This is a genomic window from Streptomyces sp. NPDC127098, from assembly GCF_042722465.1.
Taxonomy (GTDB): Bacteria; Actinomycetota; Actinomycetes; order Streptomycetales; family Streptomycetaceae; genus Streptomyces; species Streptomyces millisiae.
In genome coordinates this window covers 1-18,594 of sequence record NZ_JBHXFJ010000033.1, presented here as the reverse complement: position 1 = coordinate 18,594, position 18,594 = coordinate 1, and the positions used below count along the sequence as shown (strand labels likewise).

General features: G+C 72.9%; 14 protein-coding genes and 1 pseudogene. 5 read left to right on the top strand and 10 right to left on the bottom strand.

The window, feature by feature from the left end:
- Positions 1–18 precede the first annotated feature (18 nt).
- From ACFWI8_RS21020 to ACFWI8_RS21010, 3 genes are all read left to right on the top strand, one after another.
- A complete protein-coding gene (locus tag ACFWI8_RS21020; protein ID WP_387093683.1) occupies positions 19–1,908 on the top strand; it encodes a rhamnogalacturonan lyase in 1,890 nt (629 codons plus the stop codon).
- Between the two features lie 112 nt (positions 1,909–2,020).
- Positions 2,021–2,428: a rodlin gene (locus tag ACFWI8_RS21015; RefSeq protein ID WP_387093680.1), complete on the top strand. Its 408-nt coding sequence runs from the start codon at positions 2,021–2,023 to the stop codon at positions 2,426–2,428.
- A 278-nt stretch (positions 2,429–2,706) separates the two neighbouring features.
- Positions 2,707–3,114, top strand: coding sequence for a rodlin (locus tag ACFWI8_RS21010; RefSeq protein WP_387093677.1), 408 nt, complete (start codon positions 2,707–2,709; stop codon positions 3,112–3,114).
- A 107-nt stretch (positions 3,115–3,221) separates the two neighbouring features.
- Here ACFWI8_RS21010 and ACFWI8_RS21005 read toward each other — a convergent pair whose 3' ends face one another.
- Entirely contained in the window at positions 3,222–3,908 is a 687-nt protein-coding gene (locus ACFWI8_RS21005) for a TetR family transcriptional regulator (protein ID WP_387093854.1), read from the bottom strand.
- Entirely contained in the window at positions 3,908–4,957 is a 1,050-nt protein-coding gene (locus ACFWI8_RS21000) for an acyl-CoA desaturase (protein ID WP_387093674.1), read from the bottom strand. The genes ACFWI8_RS21005 and ACFWI8_RS21000 overlap by 1 nt, the downstream gene beginning before the upstream one ends.
- A 256-nt stretch (positions 4,958–5,213) precedes the next feature.
- On the opposite strand from ACFWI8_RS21000, the gene ppc reads away from it, so the two are divergent.
- Positions 5,214–7,970 (top strand): phosphoenolpyruvate carboxylase, encoded by a 2,757-nt coding sequence (ppc, locus tag ACFWI8_RS20995; RefSeq protein WP_387093671.1) that lies wholly within the window; start codon positions 5,214–5,216, stop codon positions 7,968–7,970.
- A 51-nt stretch (positions 7,971–8,021) separates the two neighbouring features.
- Here ppc and ACFWI8_RS20990 read toward each other — a convergent pair whose 3' ends face one another.
- Entirely contained in the window at positions 8,022–9,026 is a 1,005-nt protein-coding gene (locus ACFWI8_RS20990) for a GlxA family transcriptional regulator (protein WP_387093668.1), read from the bottom strand.
- Positions 9,027–9,096: 70 nt separating this feature from the next.
- Here ACFWI8_RS20990 and ACFWI8_RS20985 point away from each other — a divergent pair.
- Positions 9,097–10,391: pseudogene (locus ACFWI8_RS20985) on the top strand (MFS transporter).
- A 130-nt stretch (positions 10,392–10,521) separates the two neighbouring features.
- On the opposite strand, the gene ACFWI8_RS20980 reads toward ACFWI8_RS20985, so the two are convergent.
- From ACFWI8_RS20980 to ACFWI8_RS20950, 7 genes are all read right to left on the bottom strand, one after another.
- Complete coding sequence (locus ACFWI8_RS20980) at positions 10,522–11,022, bottom strand: hypothetical protein (protein ID WP_387093665.1); 501 nt, start codon at positions 11,020–11,022, stop codon at positions 10,522–10,524.
- A gap of 53 nt (positions 11,023–11,075) precedes the next feature.
- Entirely contained in the window at positions 11,076–11,672 is a 597-nt protein-coding gene (gene pth, locus ACFWI8_RS20975; RefSeq protein WP_387093662.1) for an aminoacyl-tRNA hydrolase, read from the bottom strand.
- 29 nt (positions 11,673–11,701) lie between these two features.
- On the bottom strand, positions 11,702–12,307 hold the full coding sequence (locus ACFWI8_RS20970; protein ID WP_387093659.1) for a 50S ribosomal protein L25/general stress protein Ctc: 606 nt from the start codon (positions 12,305–12,307) through the stop codon (positions 11,702–11,704).
- A 550-nt stretch (positions 12,308–12,857) separates the two neighbouring features.
- Complete coding sequence (locus ACFWI8_RS20965; RefSeq protein WP_387093656.1) at positions 12,858–13,835, bottom strand: ribose-phosphate diphosphokinase; 978 nt, start codon at positions 13,833–13,835, stop codon at positions 12,858–12,860.
- Positions 13,836–13,904: 69 nt separating this feature from the next.
- A complete protein-coding gene (glmU, locus tag ACFWI8_RS20960) occupies positions 13,905–15,374 on the bottom strand; it encodes a bifunctional UDP-N-acetylglucosamine diphosphorylase/glucosamine-1-phosphate N-acetyltransferase GlmU (protein ID WP_387093653.1) in 1,470 nt (489 codons plus the stop codon).
- Positions 15,375–15,529: 155 nt separating this feature from the next.
- The gene (locus ACFWI8_RS20955) at positions 15,530–16,483 is read right to left on the bottom strand and encodes a cellulose-binding protein (RefSeq protein ID WP_387093650.1); all 954 of its coding nucleotides are present in this window, start codon (positions 16,481–16,483) and stop codon (positions 15,530–15,532) included.
- A gap of 135 nt (positions 16,484–16,618) precedes the next feature.
- On the bottom strand, positions 16,619–18,594 hold a 1,976-nt coding region (locus tag ACFWI8_RS20950), incomplete at its 5' end, for an SUKH-4 family immunity protein (RefSeq protein ID WP_387093647.1).

Genomic DNA, 18,594 nt, shown 5'->3' with positions numbered 1-18,594 from the left:
GAACCCCGAGGAGAGACCGTGTCTGCTGCGCAACGACGCCGGCTGCGACGCTGGATCGGCGCCGTGGCCGTCGCCGCCGTCGTCGCCGCCGGGCTCGGCGGCGGTGCCGCCACCGCCGCGCCGGCCGCCGAGGACGACGTGCGGCCGCTCGCCCAGCTGGAGAACCTCGATCGCGGCCTGGTCAGCGTCTACACCGGTTCCGGCAACCTGGTGAGCTGGCGCTTCCTGGCGTCCGACCCGGACAACGTCGCGTTCAACCTGTACCGCGGCGAGACCCTGGTCGCCTCCAACATCACCGGCGCGACCAACTACTTCCACTCCGGCGCGCCCAACAGCGCCGACTACCGGGTCCGCGCCGTCGTCAACGGCACCGAGCAGGCGTTCTCGCCGCACGCCATCCAGTTCCGCTCGGGCTACCACGACGTGCCGATCCAGCGGCCGGCCGGCGGGACCACGCCGGACGGCGTGGCCTACACGTACGAGGCCAACGACGGCTCCGTCGGCGACCTCAACGGTGACGGCAACCTGGAGATCGTCCTCAAGTGGCAGCCGACCAACGCCAAGGACAACTCCCAGTCCGGCTACACCGGCAACACCATCATCGACGCCTACACCCTCTCCGGGGAGCGGCTGTGGCGCATCGACCTGGGTCGTAACATCCGCTCCGGCGCGCACTACACCCAGTTCCAGGTGTTCGACTACGACGGCGACGGCTCGGCCGAGGTGGTCATGAAGACCGCCGACGGCACGGTCTCCGGCACCGGGCAGGTGATCGGCAGTTCGAGCGCCGACCACCGCAACTCGTCCGGCTACGTCCTCGCCGGGCCCGAGTACCTGACGGTCTTCTCGGGCCGCACCGGCGCCGCGCTCGCCACCACCGACTACGTGCCGGCCCGCGGCACCGTCTCCTCCTGGGGCGACAACTACGGCAACCGCGTCGACCGCTTCCTCGCCGGCACCGCCTACCTCGACGGCGACCGCCCGTCCATCATCATGGCCCGCGGCTACTACACCCGCACCGTGATCGCCGCCTGGGACTGGCGCAACGGGCAGCTCACCCGCCGCTGGACCTTCGACACCAACAGCTCGACCAACACCGGGCGCGGCTACGACGGCCAGGGCAGCCACAGCCTCTCGGTCGGCGACGTCGACCGCGACGGCCGCGACGAGATCGTCTACGGCGCCATGGCCGTCGACGACAACGGCAACGCCCTGTGGACCACCCGTACCGGGCACGGCGACGCCCAGCACCTGGGCGACTTCGACCTGAACGACCCGGGCCTCGAGTACTTCAAGGTCTCGGAGTCCACCAGCCAGCCGTCCTCGCTGCGCATCGAGCCCGCGAACGGCACCGTCAACTGGCAGACCGGGTCCGGCTCCGACAACGGCCGCGGGGTGGCCGGCGACATCTACGCGGGCAACGCCGGCGCCGAGTTCTGGTCCGCGTCCGACACCACCCTGCGCAACCTCGCCGGCGGCTCGGTGGGCCGCGAGCCGTCCAGCATCAACTTCCTCTCCTGGTGGGACGGCGACCTGACCCGCGAGCTGCTCGACCAGACCCGCATCGACAAGTACGGCACCGGCGGCGACACCCGGCTGCTGACCGGCTCTGGTGTGGCCTCCAACAACGGCACCAAGGCCACCCCGGTGCTCTCCGGCGACATCCTGGGCGACTGGCGGGAGGAGGTCATCTGGCGCACCAGCGACAACAACGCGCTGCGGATCTACTCCACGCCGATCCAGACCACGTACCGGATCACCACGCTGCTCCAGGACCGGATGTACCGCACCGGACTGGCCTGGCAGAACACGGCCTACAACCAACCGCCGCACCCCGGCTTCTACCTCGGGCAGGGGATGGGCACGGCACCCAGGCCGACAATCGCCCCGGCGTCAACGGGGCGCTGAGCGAACCGCCGGAATGGGCAGATCGGGTGAACGGCGGCAACCGAAACCGGGTCGACGCGTTGTTCAGTGCGCTCCAAGAACAGGGCACTCCAGACTCGGAAGGACAAGCCAAGTGCTGAAGAAGACGCTTGCCACGGCCGCCGTCGCGGCCACCGCCGCCGGCGTGGCGGGCATGGCTGCCGCCCCTGCCATGGCCATCAGCAACGACGAGGGCCCCACCACGATCAGTGGCAATGGCAACCGTGAGGCGACCGGCAACATCACCACCGGCGGCTACATGAGCCCGAACATCGGCCTGATCAACGGCTCGCTGAACGAGATCTGCGTCCCGATCACGCAGCTCGACGTGCAGAACGTGGTCAACGTGCTGGCCATCCCGATCGGCATCCAGGATGTGCTCACCAGCAAGAACAGCCAGAACTGCTCCGAGAACTCGGTGCAGATCGACGGCGACGACCCGCTGTCGCACCTGCTGGACGACCTGGCGATCCTCGCCGGGAACGGCGCCGGCAACAACTGAGGACCAGCGGAGCCGGGTTCTTCGGCCTTCTGACCGGTGCTCCGCGCCAAGACGGCCCCCTCCCCAACACCACCCCTGGGGAGGGGGTCGCTTTCTGCTGTGTGGGCACCGGGTGGGCACGATGACGCGCTCGCGCTCGGCCGCGTCCGTCAAGGCGAACGTCGCCAGGGGTCCCAGGATTGGGCAATTCGGGTGAACGGCGGCAACCGAAACCGGGTCGACGCGTTGTTCAGTGCGCTCCAAGAACAGGGCATCAAAGACTCGGAAGGACAAGCCAAGTGCTGAAGAAGACGCTTGCCACCGCCGCCGTCGCGGCCACCGCCGCCGGCGTGGCGGGCATGGCTGCCGCCCCCGCCATGGCCATCAGCAACGACGAGGGCCCCACCACGATCAGTGGCAACGGCAACTTCGACGCCACGGGCAACACCACCACCAGTGGCGTTCTGAGCCCGAACCTCGGTCTCGTCAACAGCACGCTGAACGAGGTCTGCGTCCCGATCAACCAGCTCGACGTGCAGAACGTGGTCAACGTCCTGGCCATCCCGATCGGCGTCCAGGACGTGCTCACCAGCAAGAACGACCAGAACTGCACCGAGAACTCGGTGCAGATCGACGGCGACGACCCGCTGTCGCACCTCCTCGACGACCTGGCGGTCCTCTCCGGCAACGGCGTCGCCAACAACTGAGGACCGGCGAGTCCCGGGCGCATCGGCCTCCTGGCCGGTGCTCCACGATGAGACGGCCCCCTCCCCGAACACCCGGGGAGGGGGCCGTCTCTCTGCGTCGGGAACCGCTACGCCCGGCGGCGGCCCACCAGCTGCGGGTCGTGCTCCAGGCCCTGGAGGCCGTGCCAGGCCAGGTTGACCAGGTGGGCGGCCACCTCGGCCTTCTTGGGCTTGCGGACGTTGAGCCACCACTGCCCGGTCAGCGCCACCATGCCCACCAGCGCCTGCGAGTACATCGGGGCCAGCTTCGCGTCGAAGCCGCGGCCCTTGAACTCGACGCCCAGGATGTCCTCGACCTGGGTGGCGATGTCCCCGATGAGCGAGGCGAAGGTGCCGGTCGACTGGGCGACCGGCGAGTCCCGCACCAGGATGTGGAAGCCGTCCGTGTACTGGTCGATGTAGTCGAGCAGCGCGAACGCCGCCTGTTCCAGCAGCTCGCGTGGGTGGCCCGCGGTCAGGGCACCGGTGACCATCGAGAGCAGCCTGCTCATCTCCCGGTCGACCACGACCGCGTAGAGCCCCTCCTTGCCGCCGAAGTGCTCGTAGACCACCGGTTTGGAGACTCCGGCCTTGGCCGCGATCTCCTCCACCGAGGTGCCCTCGAAACCGCGCTCCGCGAAGAGCGTGCGGCCGATGTCCAGCAGCTGTTCCCGGCGTTCGGTGCCCGTCATTCTCCGGCGGACCCGTCGCGTGGGGCGCGGATTCCTGCCCTTGCCGTCGTCGTTGATGCTGTTGTCGGTCGCCACGCCACCCATCATGCCGTGTTCGGTGCGGCGCTTCCCTGATGGTTTTCCTTACGGTTCGCTCCCGAATCGGTGTCCTCGCCGCCCGGGATCGCGCGCTTGGCGTCGATTCGTGACTGCTTCGGCCAGCGCACGTCGTAGACCCAGCCGGCCTTCTCGAACCAGCTGATCAGCCGGGCGCTGGAGTCCAGTTGCCAGCGGTCCACGCCGTGCCGGGCGCACGTCGGGTCGGCGTGGTGCAGGTTGTGCCAGGACTCGCCGCAGGACAGGATCGCCAGCCACCACACGTTGCCCGAGCGGTCCCGGGAGAGGAACGGCTGCCTGCCGGCGGCGTGGCAGATCGAGTTGATCGACCAGGTGACGTGGTGGATCAGCGCGATCCGCACCAGCGAGCCCCAGAAGAACGCGCTCAGCGCGCCCTCCCACGACCACGTGACCAGCCCGCCGAGCAGCGGCGGCAGCAGCAGCGACACCGTCGTCCAGAGCGCGAACTGCCGGGAGACGCGGCGCACGTCGGCGTCCTTGACCAGGTCGGGCGCGTACACGTGCTGCGGCGTCTGCTCGCGGTCGAACATCCACCCCATGTGCGCCCAGAACAGGCCCTTGACCAGCGCCGGCACGGTCTCGCCGTACCGCCAGGGCGAGTGCGGGTCGCCCTCCGCGTCCGAGTGCTTGTGGTGCCTGCGGTGGTCGGCCACCCAGCGGACCACGGGGCCCTCGGCGGCGAACGAGCCGGCGATGGCCAGCGCGACCCGCATCGGCCGCTTCGCCTTGAACGAGCGGTGCGTGAAGTGCCGGTGGAAGCCGATGGTGACGCCGTGCACGCCGAGGAAGTAGAAGACCACCATCAGCGTCAGGTCGAGCCAGCTCACCCCCCAGCCCCAGGCCAGCGGGACGGCGGCGAGCAGCGCCAGGAACGGCATCACGATGAACAGGAGGAGCGCGACCTGCTCCGCCGTGCCGCGCCGCTCGCCGCCGAGGGTGGCGGACGGCTGCGGGGGAGCGGGTGGCGCGCCGGCTTCGGCCCGGTCGGCGGGCGCCAGGTCAGGACTTGCGGTCATGGGGGTTCCTCGGTGGGGGGAGTGGGGGGTTCCCGACAGGGGGGAAGGGGATACCTACGGGACCGTAACCTACGGCATCGTAACCATCGCAAGTCGTAGCGGACGGCGCAAGCGGCGCAAACCTAGGCGACCGCGCCGTGCCGGACCGATGGCACACCCTGACTACGATTGGCCTGTCGGACAGCGAGGTCCGCCTCAGCCCGCCATCTTGAGCCAACGACCTCCCGGAAGAGCCCAGCTGCGAGGAGCCGCAACCGTGAGCAGTCCCGACAGCAACGAGACACCCACCCCGGTCGCCCCGGAAAGCGGTACCGCGCTGCGCGCCGACATCCGCCGTCTGGGGGACCTGCTCGGCGAGACGCTGGTGCGTCAGGACGGCCCCGAGCTGCTTGACCTTGTCGAACGCGTCCGCGCCCTGACCCGCACGGACGGCGAGGCCGCCGCCGAGCTGCTCGGCTCGACCGACCTGGCCACCGCGGCCAAGCTCGTGCGCGCGTTCTCCACCTACTTCCACCTCGCGAACGTCACCGAGCAGGTGCACCGCGGCCGCGCGCTGCGCGACCACCGCGCCGCCGAGGGCGGGGTGCTCTCCCGCACCGCCGACATGCTCAAGGACGCCGACCCGGCGCACCTGCGGCAGACCGTGGCCAACCTCGGCGTACGGCCGGTGTTCACCGCGCACCCCACCGAGGCCGCGAGACGCTCGGTCCTCACCAAGCTCCGCAAGATCGCCGAGCTGCTCGACAACCCCGAGGCCGAGCACGGCGGCGACCGGCGCCGCACCGACCTCCGGCTCGCCGAGAACATCGACCTCATCTGGCAGACCGACGAACTGCGCGTGGCCCGCCCCGAGCCGGCCGACGAGGCGCGCAACGCCGTCTACTACCTGGACGAACTGCACGCCGGCGCCGTCGGCGACGTGCTGGAGGACCTGGCCGCCGAACTGGAGCGGGCCGGCGCCCCCATGCCCTCCGGCAGCCGTCCGCTGACCTTCGGCACCTGGATCGGCGGCGACCGGGACGGCAACCCCAACGTCACCCCCCAGGTCACCTGGGACGTGCTGCTGCTCCAGCACGAGCACGGCATCTCCAGCGCGCTGCACCACATCGACGAGCTGCGCGGCGCGCTCTCCAACTCGATCCGCAACAGCGGCGCCAGCCAGGAGCTGCTCGACTCCCTCGACCGGGACATCGCGCTGCTGCCCGAGATCACCCCGCGCTACAAGCGGCTCAACGCGGAGGAGCCCTACCGGCTCAAGGTCACCTGCATCCGGCAGAAGCTCCTCAACACCCGCACCCGGCTCGCCAAGGGCACCGTGCACGTGCCGGGCCGCGACTACCTGGGCACCGGGGAGCTGCTGACCGACCTGGCGCTGGTCCAGGACTCGCTGCGCGAGCACCGCGGCCAGCTGATCGCCGACGGCCGCCTGGAGCGGCTGATGCGCACGCTGGCCGCGTTCGGCCTGCAACTCGCCACCATGGACGTGCGGGAGCACGCCGACGCCCACCACCACGCGCTCGGCCAGCTCTTCGACCGGCTCGGCGAGGAGTCCTGGCGCTACGCGGACATGCCCCGCGAGTACCGCACCAGGCTGCTCGCCAAGGAGCTGCGCTCGCGCCGCCCGCTGGCCCCGACCCCGGCCCCGCTCGACGCGGCCGGCGCCAAGACCCTGGGCGTCTTCGAGACCGTCCGCCGGGCGCTCGACAGCTTCGGACCCGAGGTCATCGAGTCGTACATCATCTCGATGTGCCAGGGTGCGGACGACGTGTTCGCGGCCGCCGTGCTGGCCCGCGAGGCCGGCCTGATCGACCTGCACGCCGGCTGGGCGAAGATCGGCATCGTGCCGCTGCTGGAGACCACCGACGAGCTGAAGATCGCCGACGAGCTGCTCGACTCGATGCTCTCCGACCCCTCCTACCGGCGGCTCGTCTCGCTCCGGGACGACGTGCAGGAGGTCATGCTCGGCTACAGCGACTCGTCGAAGTTCGGCGGCATCACCACCTCGCAGTGGGAGATCCACCGGGCCCAGCGCCGGCTGCGCGACGTGGCGCACCGGCACGGGGTGCGGCTGCGGCTCTTCCACGGCCGGGGCGGCACCGTCGGCCGCGGCGGCGGCCCCACCCACGACGCGATCCTGGCCCAGCCCTGGGGCACGCTGGAGGGCGAGATCAAGGTCACCGAGCAGGGCGAGGTGATCTCCGACAAGTACCTGGTGCCGTCGCTCGCCAGGGAGAACCTGGAGCTCACGGTCGCCGCCACGCTCCAGGCCTCGGCCCTGCACACCGCGCCCCGGCAGTCCCAGGAGGCGCTGGCCCGCTGGGACGCGGCGATGGACACCGTCTCGGACGCGGCGCACTCCGCCTACCGCCGCCTGGTCGAGGACCCCGACCTGCCGGCGTACTTCTTCGCCTCGACGCCGGTGGACCAGCTGGCCGAGCTGCACCTGGGCTCCCGCCCGTCCCGCCGCCCGGACAGCGGCGCCGGGCTCGACGGACTGCGCGCCATCCCGTGGGTGTTCGGCTGGACCCAGTCGCGGCAGATCGTGCCCGGCTGGTTCGGCGTGGGCACCGGGCTCAGGGCGGCCCGCGAGGCCGGCCTCGACGACGTGCTGGCCGAAGCGTTCGAGCACTGGCACTTCTTCCGCAACTTCCTGTCCAACGTCGAGATGACGCTGGCCAAGACGGACCTGCGGATCGCCCGCCACTACGTGGAGACGCTGGTGCCGGACGAGCTGAAGCACGTCTTCGCGACCATCGAGGCGGAGCACGCGCTGACCGTCGCCGAGGTGCTGCGGATCACCGGCGAGCGCGAACTGCTTGACGCCAACCCGGCGTTGCAGCGCACCCTGCACATCAGGGACGCCTACCTGGACCCGATCTCCTACCTCCAGGTCACCCTGCTGCACCGGCAGCGCGAGGCGGCCGCCAGGGGCGAGGAGCCGGACCAGCTGCTCTCCCGCGCGCTCCTCCTCACCGTCAACGGCGTGGCGGCGGGCCTGCGCAACACGGGGTAGCCCTGGCGGGCAGCAGACGGCAGGCGGCGGCGACGGGCCGCGCCCCGCCGGTCAGGCGGGGTCGCGGCGGAAGGTGCGGCGGTAGGTGCTGGGCGACACGCCCAGCGCCCGGTGCAGGTGCTGGCGCAGCGAGGCCGCCGTGCCGAAGCCGGCCTGCTCGGCGACCCGGTCCACCGGCAGGTCACTCTCCTCCAGCAGCTGCCTGGCCCGCTCCAGGCGCTGCTGGACCAGCCAGCGCTGCGGCGAAAGACCGGTCTCCGCGCGGAACCTGCGGGTAAACGTGCGCACGCTCATCGCCTCGAGATCGGCCAGCTGCCGCAGCGTCACCGGCTGGCCGAGCCGGTCGAGCGCCCACGCCCTGGCCCGCCCGGTGGACCGCTCGCCGTCGCCCGGCACCGGCCGTTCCACGTACTGCGCCTGCCCGCCCTCCCGGTGCGGCGGCACCACCGTGCGGCGGGCCACCGAGTTGGCGACGGCCGAGCCGAAGTCCCGCCGCACCAGGTGCAGGCACAGGTCGATGCCGGCCGCGACGCCGGCCGAGGTGAGGATGGGGGCCTCGCCGGTGTGGTCCTCGGTGTAGAGGATGTCGGGTTCGAGGCGGACCCGGGGGAAGAGCCTGCGGAACTGCTCACAGGCGTCCCAGTGGGTGGTGGCCCGCCGGCCGTCGAGCAGCCCGGCGGCGGCCAGCACGAAGGCGCCGGTGCAGATGGAGGCGATCCTGGTGCCGGGCCTGATCAGGTCAAGCGCGGCTCTGAGCTCCGCCGAGATCCGGCCCTCGACGGCGGTGTCGCTGCCGTGCGCGGCCGGCACGATCACCGTGTCGGCCGTGGCCAGCGCCTCGGGCCCCGCGTCGACGACGATGTCGAAGTCGGCGTCCGAGCGCACCCGCCCCGGGTGGACCGCGCACGTCACCACCTCGTAGAGCGGCCGCCCGTCGGCCGCCACGGCCCGGCCGAACAGCCGGTGCACGATGCCGAGTTCGATGGGCAGCAGCCCGTCCCGCACCAGCACCGCGACCCGGTGCCGTGGCTCGCTCTGCCCGTTCACGGTGTCCATGGCCCGATCCTTGCACATCGCGGCCGTCGGGCCACTCGTCGGGCGGGCGCCGACACCGCACGATCGTGGGGTGACCCAGACCGAACAGCCGACGACCCCCACCTCCGTCGCCCGGGCGCCGCGCGTCCACCCGGCGTGGTGGGTCGCCCTCGTCGCCTTCCTGGTGCTCGTCGGCGCCGCCGGCTTCCGGTCCACCACCGGCGTGCTGATCGACCCGCTGCACGACGAGTTCGGCTGGTCACGCGGCTCGATCTCGTTCGCCGTCTCCGTCAACCTGCTGCTCTACGGCTTCACCGCGCCCTTCGCCACCGCGCTGATGGAGCGCTACGGGATCCGGCGGGTGGTGTGCGGCGCGCTGCTGATGATCTCCGCCGGCAGCGGCCTGACCGTCTGGATGGACAGCCAGTGGCAACTGGTGCTCTGCTGGGGCGTCCTGGTCGGGCTCGGCGCCGGCTCGATGGCGCTGGCCTTCTCGGCCACCATCGCCGGCCGCTGGTTCGTCGCCCGCCGCGGCCTGGTCACCGGCGTGCTCACCGCCGGCGGCGCGGCCGGCAACCTGGTCTTCCTGCCCGTCGTCGGCCTGCTGGTCGAGGGTCCCGGATGGCGCGCGGCGGCGGTCGCCGTCGCGTTGTGCGCGCTCGCCGTGGTGCCACTGGTGGTCTGGCTGCTGCGGGACCGCCCGGAGGACCTCGGCATACGCCCCTTCGGCGCCGGGGACGACTACGTCGCCCCGCCCCGCCCCGCCCACCGGCCGGCGCCGCCCGCCGGGCCGTCGGCGCGCTCGGCTCCGCCATGCGCACCCGGGTCTTCTGGCTACTCGCCGTCTCCTTCGCGATCTGCGGCGCCTCGACCAACGGCCTGATCGGCACCCACTTCGTGCCCGGCGCCCACGAGCACGGCATGCCGGTGCCGGTCGCCGCCTCGCTGCTGGCGCTGATCGGGATCTTCGACCTGATCGGCACGGTCTTCTCCGGCTGGCTGACCGACCGCTACGACGCGCGCCGGCTGCTCGCCGTCTACTACGCCCTGCGCGGCCTGTCGCTGCTGTTCCTGCCGGTGCTGTTCGAGTCCTCGGTGCAGCCGCCGATGCTGTTCTTCGTGGTCTTCTACGGGCTCGACTGGGTGGCGACCGTGCCGCCGACGATCGCGCTCTGCCGGGAGCACTTCGGCGAGGAGGCCGGCGTCGTCTTCGGCTGGGTCCTCGCCGCACACCAACTCGGCGCCGCCGTCGTCGCCTTCGGCGCGGGACTGATCCGGGACGTCACCGGCTCCTACGACCTGGCCTGGACCTCGGCCGGCATGCTGTGCGCGGTGGCGGCCGTCCTCGTGATGCTCGTCAGGCGTCGCCCCGTCCTGGTGGCCTAGATCCAGAGCGCGAACGTCAGACCCAGCGCGGTGGCCTGGCCGGCCGGGCGTGAGCAGCGTCTCCGGTCAGGGTCGGGGCGCCTCGGCGGCATCGTCGGGCCCTCGGTCCGGGCCCACTGACTCCAGGCGCTCAGATCCAGAGCGCGAACGTGAGCCCGAGCGCGGCCAGCGCCGTCGCGCCGGTGGCGGCCGCCACGCGGTACATCCGCAGGCCGCCGGCGATCACGACCGAGGCCAGCAGCAGGGCGCCCATCAGCGGCAGCCAGGAGTAGAGGACGCCGGGCAGCCCGGTGCGGATCGCCTCTCCGGTGTCCTCGTACACGGCGACGTCGAGCGTCTCGCCCGGCTCGCGGCCGATCGGCTGGACCAGCGCCACGGTCGCGCCGCTCGGCTCGAAGACGCCGGTGCAGGCGTCGTCGGAGCAGGCGGCGACCGTCAGCCGACCCTGCGGGAGTTCACCGGGGGACATCGCGTCCCGCGCCGTGTCCCAGGACCCGAGGAAGCCGCCGACCACGATCAGCAGCGTCAGCAGCCCCAGGAGGAGGTACCGCACGAGCAGCAGGACGCCGAAGGCACTCTCACCCGCCCGGCGGGCGAAGCTGCGGCGAGCGGTGCGGGTGGTCGCGGACATGCCGCCGATCTTTGGCCACAGCTCTGCGACCGGTCAACCCCCGTCGCTCTCCGTCAGCTGTTGTACGCGCCCTGGGCCCGCTCCAGACCCTCCGTCAGCAGGCTCTCCACGGCGTCGGCGGCGCGGTCGACGAGCAGGTCGAGCTCCTTGCGCTCGACCGCGGAGAAGTCCTTCAGCACGAACGCCGCCACGTCCATCCGGCCCGGCGGGCGGCCGATGCCGAAGCGGACCCGGTAGTAGTCCCGGCCGAGCGAGGCCGTGATGGACTTCAGCCCGTTGTGCCCGTTGTCCCCGCCGCCCAGCTTGAGGCGCAGCGCGCCGAAGCCGATGTCCAACTCGTCGTGGATCACGACCAGCCGGGAGACGGGGACCTTGTAGAAGGTGCTGAGCGACGTGACGGGCCCGCCCGAGACGTTCATGTACGTCATCGGCTTGGCCAGCAGCACGCGCGGGCCGCCGGCGCCGGGGGCGCCGAGCCGGCCCTCGCACAGCATGGCTCGGGACCGGTGTGACGAGAACCTCCCGCCGATCCGCTCGGCCAGCAGGTCGACGACCATGAAGCCGACGTTGTGCCGGTTCGCGGCGTACTGCGGCCCCGGGTTGCCGAGGCCGGCGATCAGCCAGGGTTCGTCCGTGGTCGTCGTCGTCATCACCGTCTCCCGCTCGGGCTCCTCGTCCGTCAGGCGGTCGCCGCCGCCTCGGCGGCCTCACCCTCGCCCTCGGCGGCCGCCGGCGCCGGCTCCTCGGCCTGCGGCTGCAGGACCTGCAGCACGACCGTGTCCTCCTCGACCGCGAGCGAGGTGCCGTTCGGCAGCTTGATGTCCTTCGCGAGCACCGAGGCACCCGGCTCCAGGCCCTCGACCGAGACGCTGAGCGACTCCGGGATGTGGGTGGCCTCGGCCTCGACCGGCAGCGCGCTCAGCACGTGCTCCAGCAGACCGCCGCCCGGGGCGAGCTCGCCCTCGGTGTGGACCGGCACCTCGACGGTGACCTTCTCGCCGCGCTTGACCAGCAGCAGGTCGATGTGGACCAGGAAACCCTTGATGGCGTCGCGCTGCACGGCCTTCGGGATCACCAGCTCCTGCTTGCCGGCGACGTCCAGGGTGATCAGCACGTTCGGCGTCTTCAGCGCCAGCATCAGCTCGTGGCCCGGCAGGGTCACGTGCACCGGCTCCGAACCGTGCCCGTAGATGACGGCCGGCACCTTGTTCTCCGCCCGGATCCGCCGGGACGCGCCCTTGCCGAACTCCTGCCGCGCCTCGGCGGTCAGCTTCACATCAGCCATTGCTCTACCTCGCTCCTCGCTGTGGGGCCTCGATCACGCCGCCCGGCCCAGGGCGGACCAACGGACCAGCCACGAAGAGCGCGTCGATCACGGACAACCCCTGAGGGCCTCCCTCGCCGAGCCATACCACCCTACCGGGTGGAGAAGACCACCACGTCGCCGGGCGCTCGGCCTTGGCCGCGACCAGGCGGCGGGGCGGCGGCCCCGCGGTGCCCGCGCCCACCCACCCACCCTTGGCGGGTGGCCTCGCGCGGGGCCCGGCGGCGGCCGCCGGCCGAAGGCCTCGGCGGCTCCGCCGCCTGGTCGGCCCAGCCGCCGCTGGCCCCGGCTCCGCCGGCCGCGCGGAGCGCGGAGAGGGCGGGTGGGTGGGGGAAACCCCCGGCGCGCAGCGCCGGCAGGCACCGGTGGCGGAGCCGCCGTTCACCCCGCGGAGCGGAGAGGGGCGGGGGGTGGGGGAAACCCCCGGCGCGGAGCGCCCGGGCGGCGCACGGCCCAGCCCCCCGCGCCGCGGACCGCACGCGGGGGGTGGTCAGAGGCCGGCCGCCCAGGCCTACGCGTTGCCTTCGAAGAGGCTCGTCACCGAGCCGTCCTCGAAGACCTCCCGGACGGCCCGGGCGATCGTCGGTGCCATCGAGAGGACCGTGATCTTGTCGAGCGCGACCTCCGTCGGCGTCGGCAGGGAGTTGGTGAAGATGAACTCGCTCACCCGCGAGTTCTTCAGCCGGTCCGCCGCCGGGCCCGAGAGGACGCCGTGCGTGGCCGCCACGATCACGTCCCGCGCGCCGTTGGCGAACAGCGCGTCGGCCGCCGCGCAGATCGTGCCGCCGGTGTCGATCATGTCGTCGACCAGGACGCACACCCGGCCGTCCACGTCACCCACGACCTCGTGGACCGTGACCTGGTTGGCCACGTCCGGGTCGCGCCGCTTGTGGACGATGGCCAGCGGTGCCGCGAGGCGGTCCGCCCAGCGGTCGGCGACCCGGACCCGGCCCGCGTCCGGGGAGACGACCGTGAGCTGCTCGCGGTCGGTCCGGCTGGCGATGTAGTCCGCGAGCACCGGCAGCGCGAAGAGGTGGTCGACCGGCCCGTCGAAGTAGCCCTGCACCTGGTCGGCGTGCAGGTCCATGGTGATGATCCGGTCCGCGCCCGCGGTGCTGAGCAGGTCCGCCATCAGACGCGCCGAAATCGGCTCCCGACCCCGGTGCTTCTTGTCCTGCCGCGCATAGCCGTAGAACGGAATGATCACCGAGATGCTGCGGGCCGAGGCCCGCTTCAGCGCGTCGATCATGATCAGCTGTTCCATGATCCACGTATTGATCGGCGCCGTGTGACTCTGCATCAGAAAACAGTCGGCGCCCCGCACCGATTCCTCAAAGCGAACGTAGATCTCGCCATTCGCGAAGTCCCGGGCCGTCGTGGGAACAATCCCTACGCCCAATTCCTCGGCCACCTCCTTGGCCAGCTCGGGGTGGGCGCGGCCGGAGAAGAGCATCAGTTTCTTCTCGCCGGTGGTCTTGAACCCGGTCACAGTACGTCTCCTTGGTAGCCGCGTGGGCGGTCGTTCACCCACCTGAGTGGGTACCCACTACGGTACCGGTCAGCCTTCCCGCGGCTTCCGCTCCGTCGCAGCTAGGGCGGCGTCGGCGGCCTGGGCCGCCGGGGACGCGGGTCGCTTGCGTGCCACCCACCCCTCGACATTGCGCTGTTGGCCCCGGGCTACCGCGAGTGATCCCGGCGGAACGTCCCGGGTGATCACGGAACCGGCCGCCGTGTAAGAGCCGTCGCCGATTGTGACGGGCGCCACGAACATATTGTCCGCGCCGGTGCGGCAGTAGGAGCCGACCGAGGAGTGGTGCTTCTCCTCACCGTCGTAGTTCACGAACACGGTGGCCGCCCCGATGTTCGTGTGGTCACCGATCGTGGCGTCGCCGACATAGGAGAGATGCGGAACCTTGGTGCCCTCGCCGATTGTCGAGTTCTTCATCTCGACAAAGGTGCCGGCCTTGGCCTTACGGCCGAGCACCGTGCCGGGACGCAGATAGGCGTAAGGGCCGACGAGCGCGCCGGTGCCCACGTGGGCGCCCTCCGCGACCGTCTCCCGGACGACCGCTCCCTCGCCGACCACGGTGTCCCTGAGCCGGCAGCCCGGGCCGACCTCGGCGCCGGCCGCCAGGTGCGTGGCGCCGAGCAGCTGCGTGTTCGGCTGGACCACCGCGTCCGGCTCGTAGGTGACGGCCACGTCCAGCCAGGTGGTGGCCGGGTCGACGACCGTCACGCCGGCCAGCATGGCCTGCTCGAGCAGCCGGTCGTTGAGCAGCCGGCGGGCGGCGGCCAGCTGCACCCGGTCGTTGATGCCGACCAGCTCCCGGTGGTCGGCGGCCCGCGCCGCGCCGACCCGGTGGCCGGCGTCGCGCAGGATGGTCAGCACGTCGGGCAGGTACTCCTCGCCCTGGCTGTTGTCGGTCCGCACCCGGCCGAGCGCCTCGGCGAGCAGCCGGCCGTCGAAGGCCAGCACCCCGGAGTTGATCTCGTTGATCGCCAGCTGCTCAGGCGTGGCGTCCCGGTGCTCGACGATGGCCGTCACCGCGCCGTCCGCGCCGCGCACCACCCGGCCGTAGCCGGTGGCGTCCGGCACCTCGGCCGTGAGGACCGTCACCGCGTTGCCCTCGGCGGCGTGCGTGTCGGCCAGCGCGCGCAGCGTCCCGGCGGTCTGGAGGGGGATGTCGCCGCAGGTCACCAGGATCGTGCCGGCCGCCTCGACGCCGTCGGCCGCCAGCGCCTCGACGGCGGTGCGCACCGCGTGCGCGGTGCCGCGCCGCTCGTGCTGCACGGCGGTGCGGGCGGCCGGGTCGGCCTCGGCGAGGTGCGCGGTGACGGCCTCGCGGCCGTGGCCGACGACGACGACGAGCTCGCGCGGGTCGAGCTCGCGGCAGGCGGCCACCACGTGGCCGACCAGGGGCCGGCCGCAGATCTCGTGCAGCACCTTGGGCGTGGCTGACTTCATGCGGGTCCCCTCACCCGCGGCGAGAACGATGATGGCGGCCGGGCGGATGGCGCTGGAGCTCACGGGATCGCGTCCTTCGGTCCTGGGGTGCGGTCTCTCCCGGGGTCTCTCGCCGCTCGCGATGGCGTGCCGGGAGAGAGCCGGGGGATCCTCGCAGGATACCGGGCACGCTCCGGCCGGGATCTGTGCCGATCCGGTCCGCGTCCGGTCCTTCCTGGTCAGCCCCGCTCGGTGGCGCCGCCGCCCCGTGCGTCCCGCTCGTCCGGCTGCTCCCCGTGGTACTCCTCGTCCTCGGGGGGCGGGGCCGGTCGTCGCGGTCGACGCCCGGTGAGCGCGGCCAGCGTCTCGCGGATGTGGTCCAGGTGCGCCCGCACCTGCTCGGACCGCTCGTCGAGCTCCTCGATGATGAGGTCGCTCTCCCGCTCCACCCGCTCCCGGGCCCGCCGCGCCTCGGCGAGCAACTCGGCCCGCCGGCTGTCCGCGGCCCGCTCGGTGGCCCGCGCCTCGGCCTCCGCGTCCGCCAGGTCCCGCCTGGCGTCGGCCAGCAGCGCCTCGCTCCGCTCCGTCAGCGCCCGCACCCGGGCGTCCACGGCCGCCTGGCGCTTCGTCAACTCCTGCTCCAGGGCGCGGGCCTCCCTGGTCTGCCGCACCCGCTGCTCGGCCACGAGGGCCCGGCACTGCCTGGTCACCTCGGCCAACGCCGCCGACGCCTCGTCGCGCAGCGTCATCGCGTGCTGTCGGGCCTCCGCCATCAGCCGGGTGGCGTGCGCGGAGGCCCGGGATATGACGCCGTCGGCCGCCGCGTCCGACTCGGCGCGCCGCCGGCTGGCGTCCGCCTGGGCGGCGGCCAGCAGCTCACGGGCGGCGGCGTCGGCCGCGTCGACCATCTCCTGGGCCTGGGCCTCCGTGGACTCCCGCAGGTCCACGGCCTCGGCCTGCACCTCGGCGAGCAGCGCCATGGCGCGTCGCCCGAGCCCTTCGTACGAGGTGGGCGGCAACGCCGCGACCGCCGCGGTGAGTCTGGCCGCCTCCCTGGTCAACTCCTCGACACGAACGCTGAGCTCGGCGAGCTGCTGCCACGCCTGGTCGCGTTCGCGACCCAACCTGGCCAGCACCTGGTCGACCTGCGCGGGGTGGTACCCGCGACCGCGAGCCTTCGGGAAGCCGGTCATGCGTAAATGCTCCCACCCCCGGGACGAAGTACCGCTTCGATTGGCTCATTTCGCACGAGAGCGCCCGCCGGTCCTGCGGGCGACACCCTCGTCGACGAGGCGTGCCGGCGCGCAATGTACACGCCGGCAGGGGCCTTACAACAATCCGTCCCACATCTGTTCGAGCAGCACGGACCACCAGTTCTCCGGGTCCAGCACCGCCTGCGGGTCGAGCGACGCCAACTCCGCCTGGAAATCGGTCGTCCAGCGGCCGGCCTGCTCCGGGTCGAGCCCGTAGCGCAGCCGCCACATCCGGCCCAACAGCGCCATGCAGCGGGCGAACTGAGGCAGCGACGTGTTCACGAACCGCGCCGGCGACGGCTGCCCGTCCGGGCTGCCCTCCAACGGCACCGCCACCACGTGCGCCGTGCCGTACTGCACGCACAGCTGCTGCCCGAAGTCGCTGCCGAGCACCAGGTAGGAACCGGCGTCCATCGCCGGCCGCACCCCGCGCTCGGCGGCCAGCTCGGCCAGCGTCGGGATCGGCCGCCCAGGCTGGGCCTGCGCCCAGAAGATGGGCCTGATCTCGACGGGCAGACCCGACCAGACCAGCGACTGGGTCACGATCTCGGGCACGCCCTGCCGGGACACCAGCTGCGGCTGGTAACGGAACACGCCCTGCGGCCCGTACGCCTGGGTCAGCTCCTGCCCGATCACGTCGAGCCCGACGGCCGGCGCCGGCTGCTGCTGCGGCAACGCCGCCCGCACCGGCTGCGAGCGGGGCGGCCCGTCCGCGAACTGCTGCAACTCGTCCTGGTGCTCGACGAGATGCCGCACGCCCGCCTGCCGGGACGCGAAGTCCTGGCCGTAGGCGGCGGTGTGCGTGATCCGCACCTGCGGCCAGGTCTCGCGGATCATCCGGGCGCAGTAGCCGCCGGGCAGCTCGCACGACTGCAACTCCGTGTGCAGCTCGATCACCTGCTGCGGGGGCACGCCCATGGCGTGCAGCTCGTGCAGGATCTGCCACTCCGGGTGCGGCATGCCGGGCGCGGAACGCCGGATCAGCTGCTGCTCCGAACCGTCTGCGGCGCGGTAGCGCAGCACGGCCATGTAGCCGGAGCCGACGGTCGGTTGCCCGGCCGGCGGGGGCGGGTAGCCGTAGCCGGCGGGCCGGCCGGCACCGCTGACCGGTGGCGGCGACGCCTGGGCCGGTCCGGGGCCCGGCGGCGGGGGAGGGGGCGGCGGGCTCGGCGGTCCGGCGGCCCCGCCCTTGGGGGCCGGCGGCGGAGGCGGCGGGGGCACGGGCCCCGGCGCGCCGCCTGGCTTGTTCACGGTGCGGCGCAGCGAGTCGATCATCTCGGGCGAGACGGCCTGCGTCGGGACGTAGTTGACGCCCCCGCCGGCGGCCGGGGCCGGCGCCGGGCGGGGTCCTGGCGCGGGGGGCGGCGGCGGAACGGGCGGCGGCGCGCCGCCGGGCCGGGCGGCCTTCGCCGTGTCCGCCGAGGACACGTCCCCCCGGCCGGAATCCGGCGCCGGGGACGGGGACGGGCCGGGGGCTCGCGCCGGAGGGGGAGCCTGCTGGACGGCGGTGGGCGGCAGCGCGCTGCCCCTCGGCAGGATCGCCGTCCTCGCCTCGGACGCCGGCCCCGAACTCTCCCCGGCGTCGGCCACCAGGGGCGGCGCGAACACCGTGGCGGGGGGCGCCACGGACACGTCCTCCGCCTCGGCGATGCTCGACGTGTCGGTCCCGTCCCACAGGGACGGCCGGCTCCCCGAGGTGTCCACGTCCGACCAGGCCGGCGGCGGCCCGACCGGGGTGGCAGGCGGGAAGTCCGCGTCGGGTGCGGGGCCGGCCTGGCGGCCGGTGCCCGCCGGAGTCGCGCCGAAGGGCGGCGGCGCGGCCGGTGGCGCGCCGACGGGCGGTGGTGGACCGACCGGCGGCGGCCCGGACGCGGCCCGCCCGGCGTCGGCCGGCGGCGCCTCGTCGGCGTCCGAGCCAGGCCATGCCGGGCCGGCGGACGGCTTCGCGCCGACGACCGGCGGCGGCCCGACCGGGGCGGCCGGCGGGAAGTCCGCATCGGGAGCGGCCTCGCCGACGGCCGGCGGCGCGTCGAAGGGCGTCGGCCCGGACG

Coding starts and splice junctions, on each gene's coding strand:
- ACFWI8_RS21005 (WP_387093854.1), bottom strand. CDS start 3,908: ATGGGTGGCGTGGCGACCGACAACAGCATCAACGACGACGGCAAGGGC.
- ACFWI8_RS21000 (WP_387093674.1), bottom strand. CDS start 4,957: ATGACCGCAAGTCCTGACCTGGCGCCCGCCGACCGGGCCGAAGCCGGC.
- ACFWI8_RS20990 (WP_387093668.1), bottom strand. CDS start 9,026: ATGGACACCGTGAACGGGCAGAGCGAGCCACGGCACCGGGTCGCGGTG.
- ACFWI8_RS20980 (WP_387093665.1), bottom strand. CDS start 11,022: ATGTCCGCGACCACCCGCACCGCTCGCCGCAGCTTCGCCCGCCGGGCG.
- pth (WP_387093662.1), bottom strand. CDS start 11,672: ATGACGACGACGACCACGGACGAACCCTGGCTGATCGCCGGCCTCGGC.
- ACFWI8_RS20970 (WP_387093659.1), bottom strand. CDS start 12,307: ATGGCTGATGTGAAGCTGACCGCCGAGGCGCGGCAGGAGTTCGGCAAG.
- ACFWI8_RS20955 (WP_387093650.1), bottom strand. CDS start 16,483: ATGACCGGCTTCCCGAAGGCTCGCGGTCGCGGGTACCACCCCGCGCAG.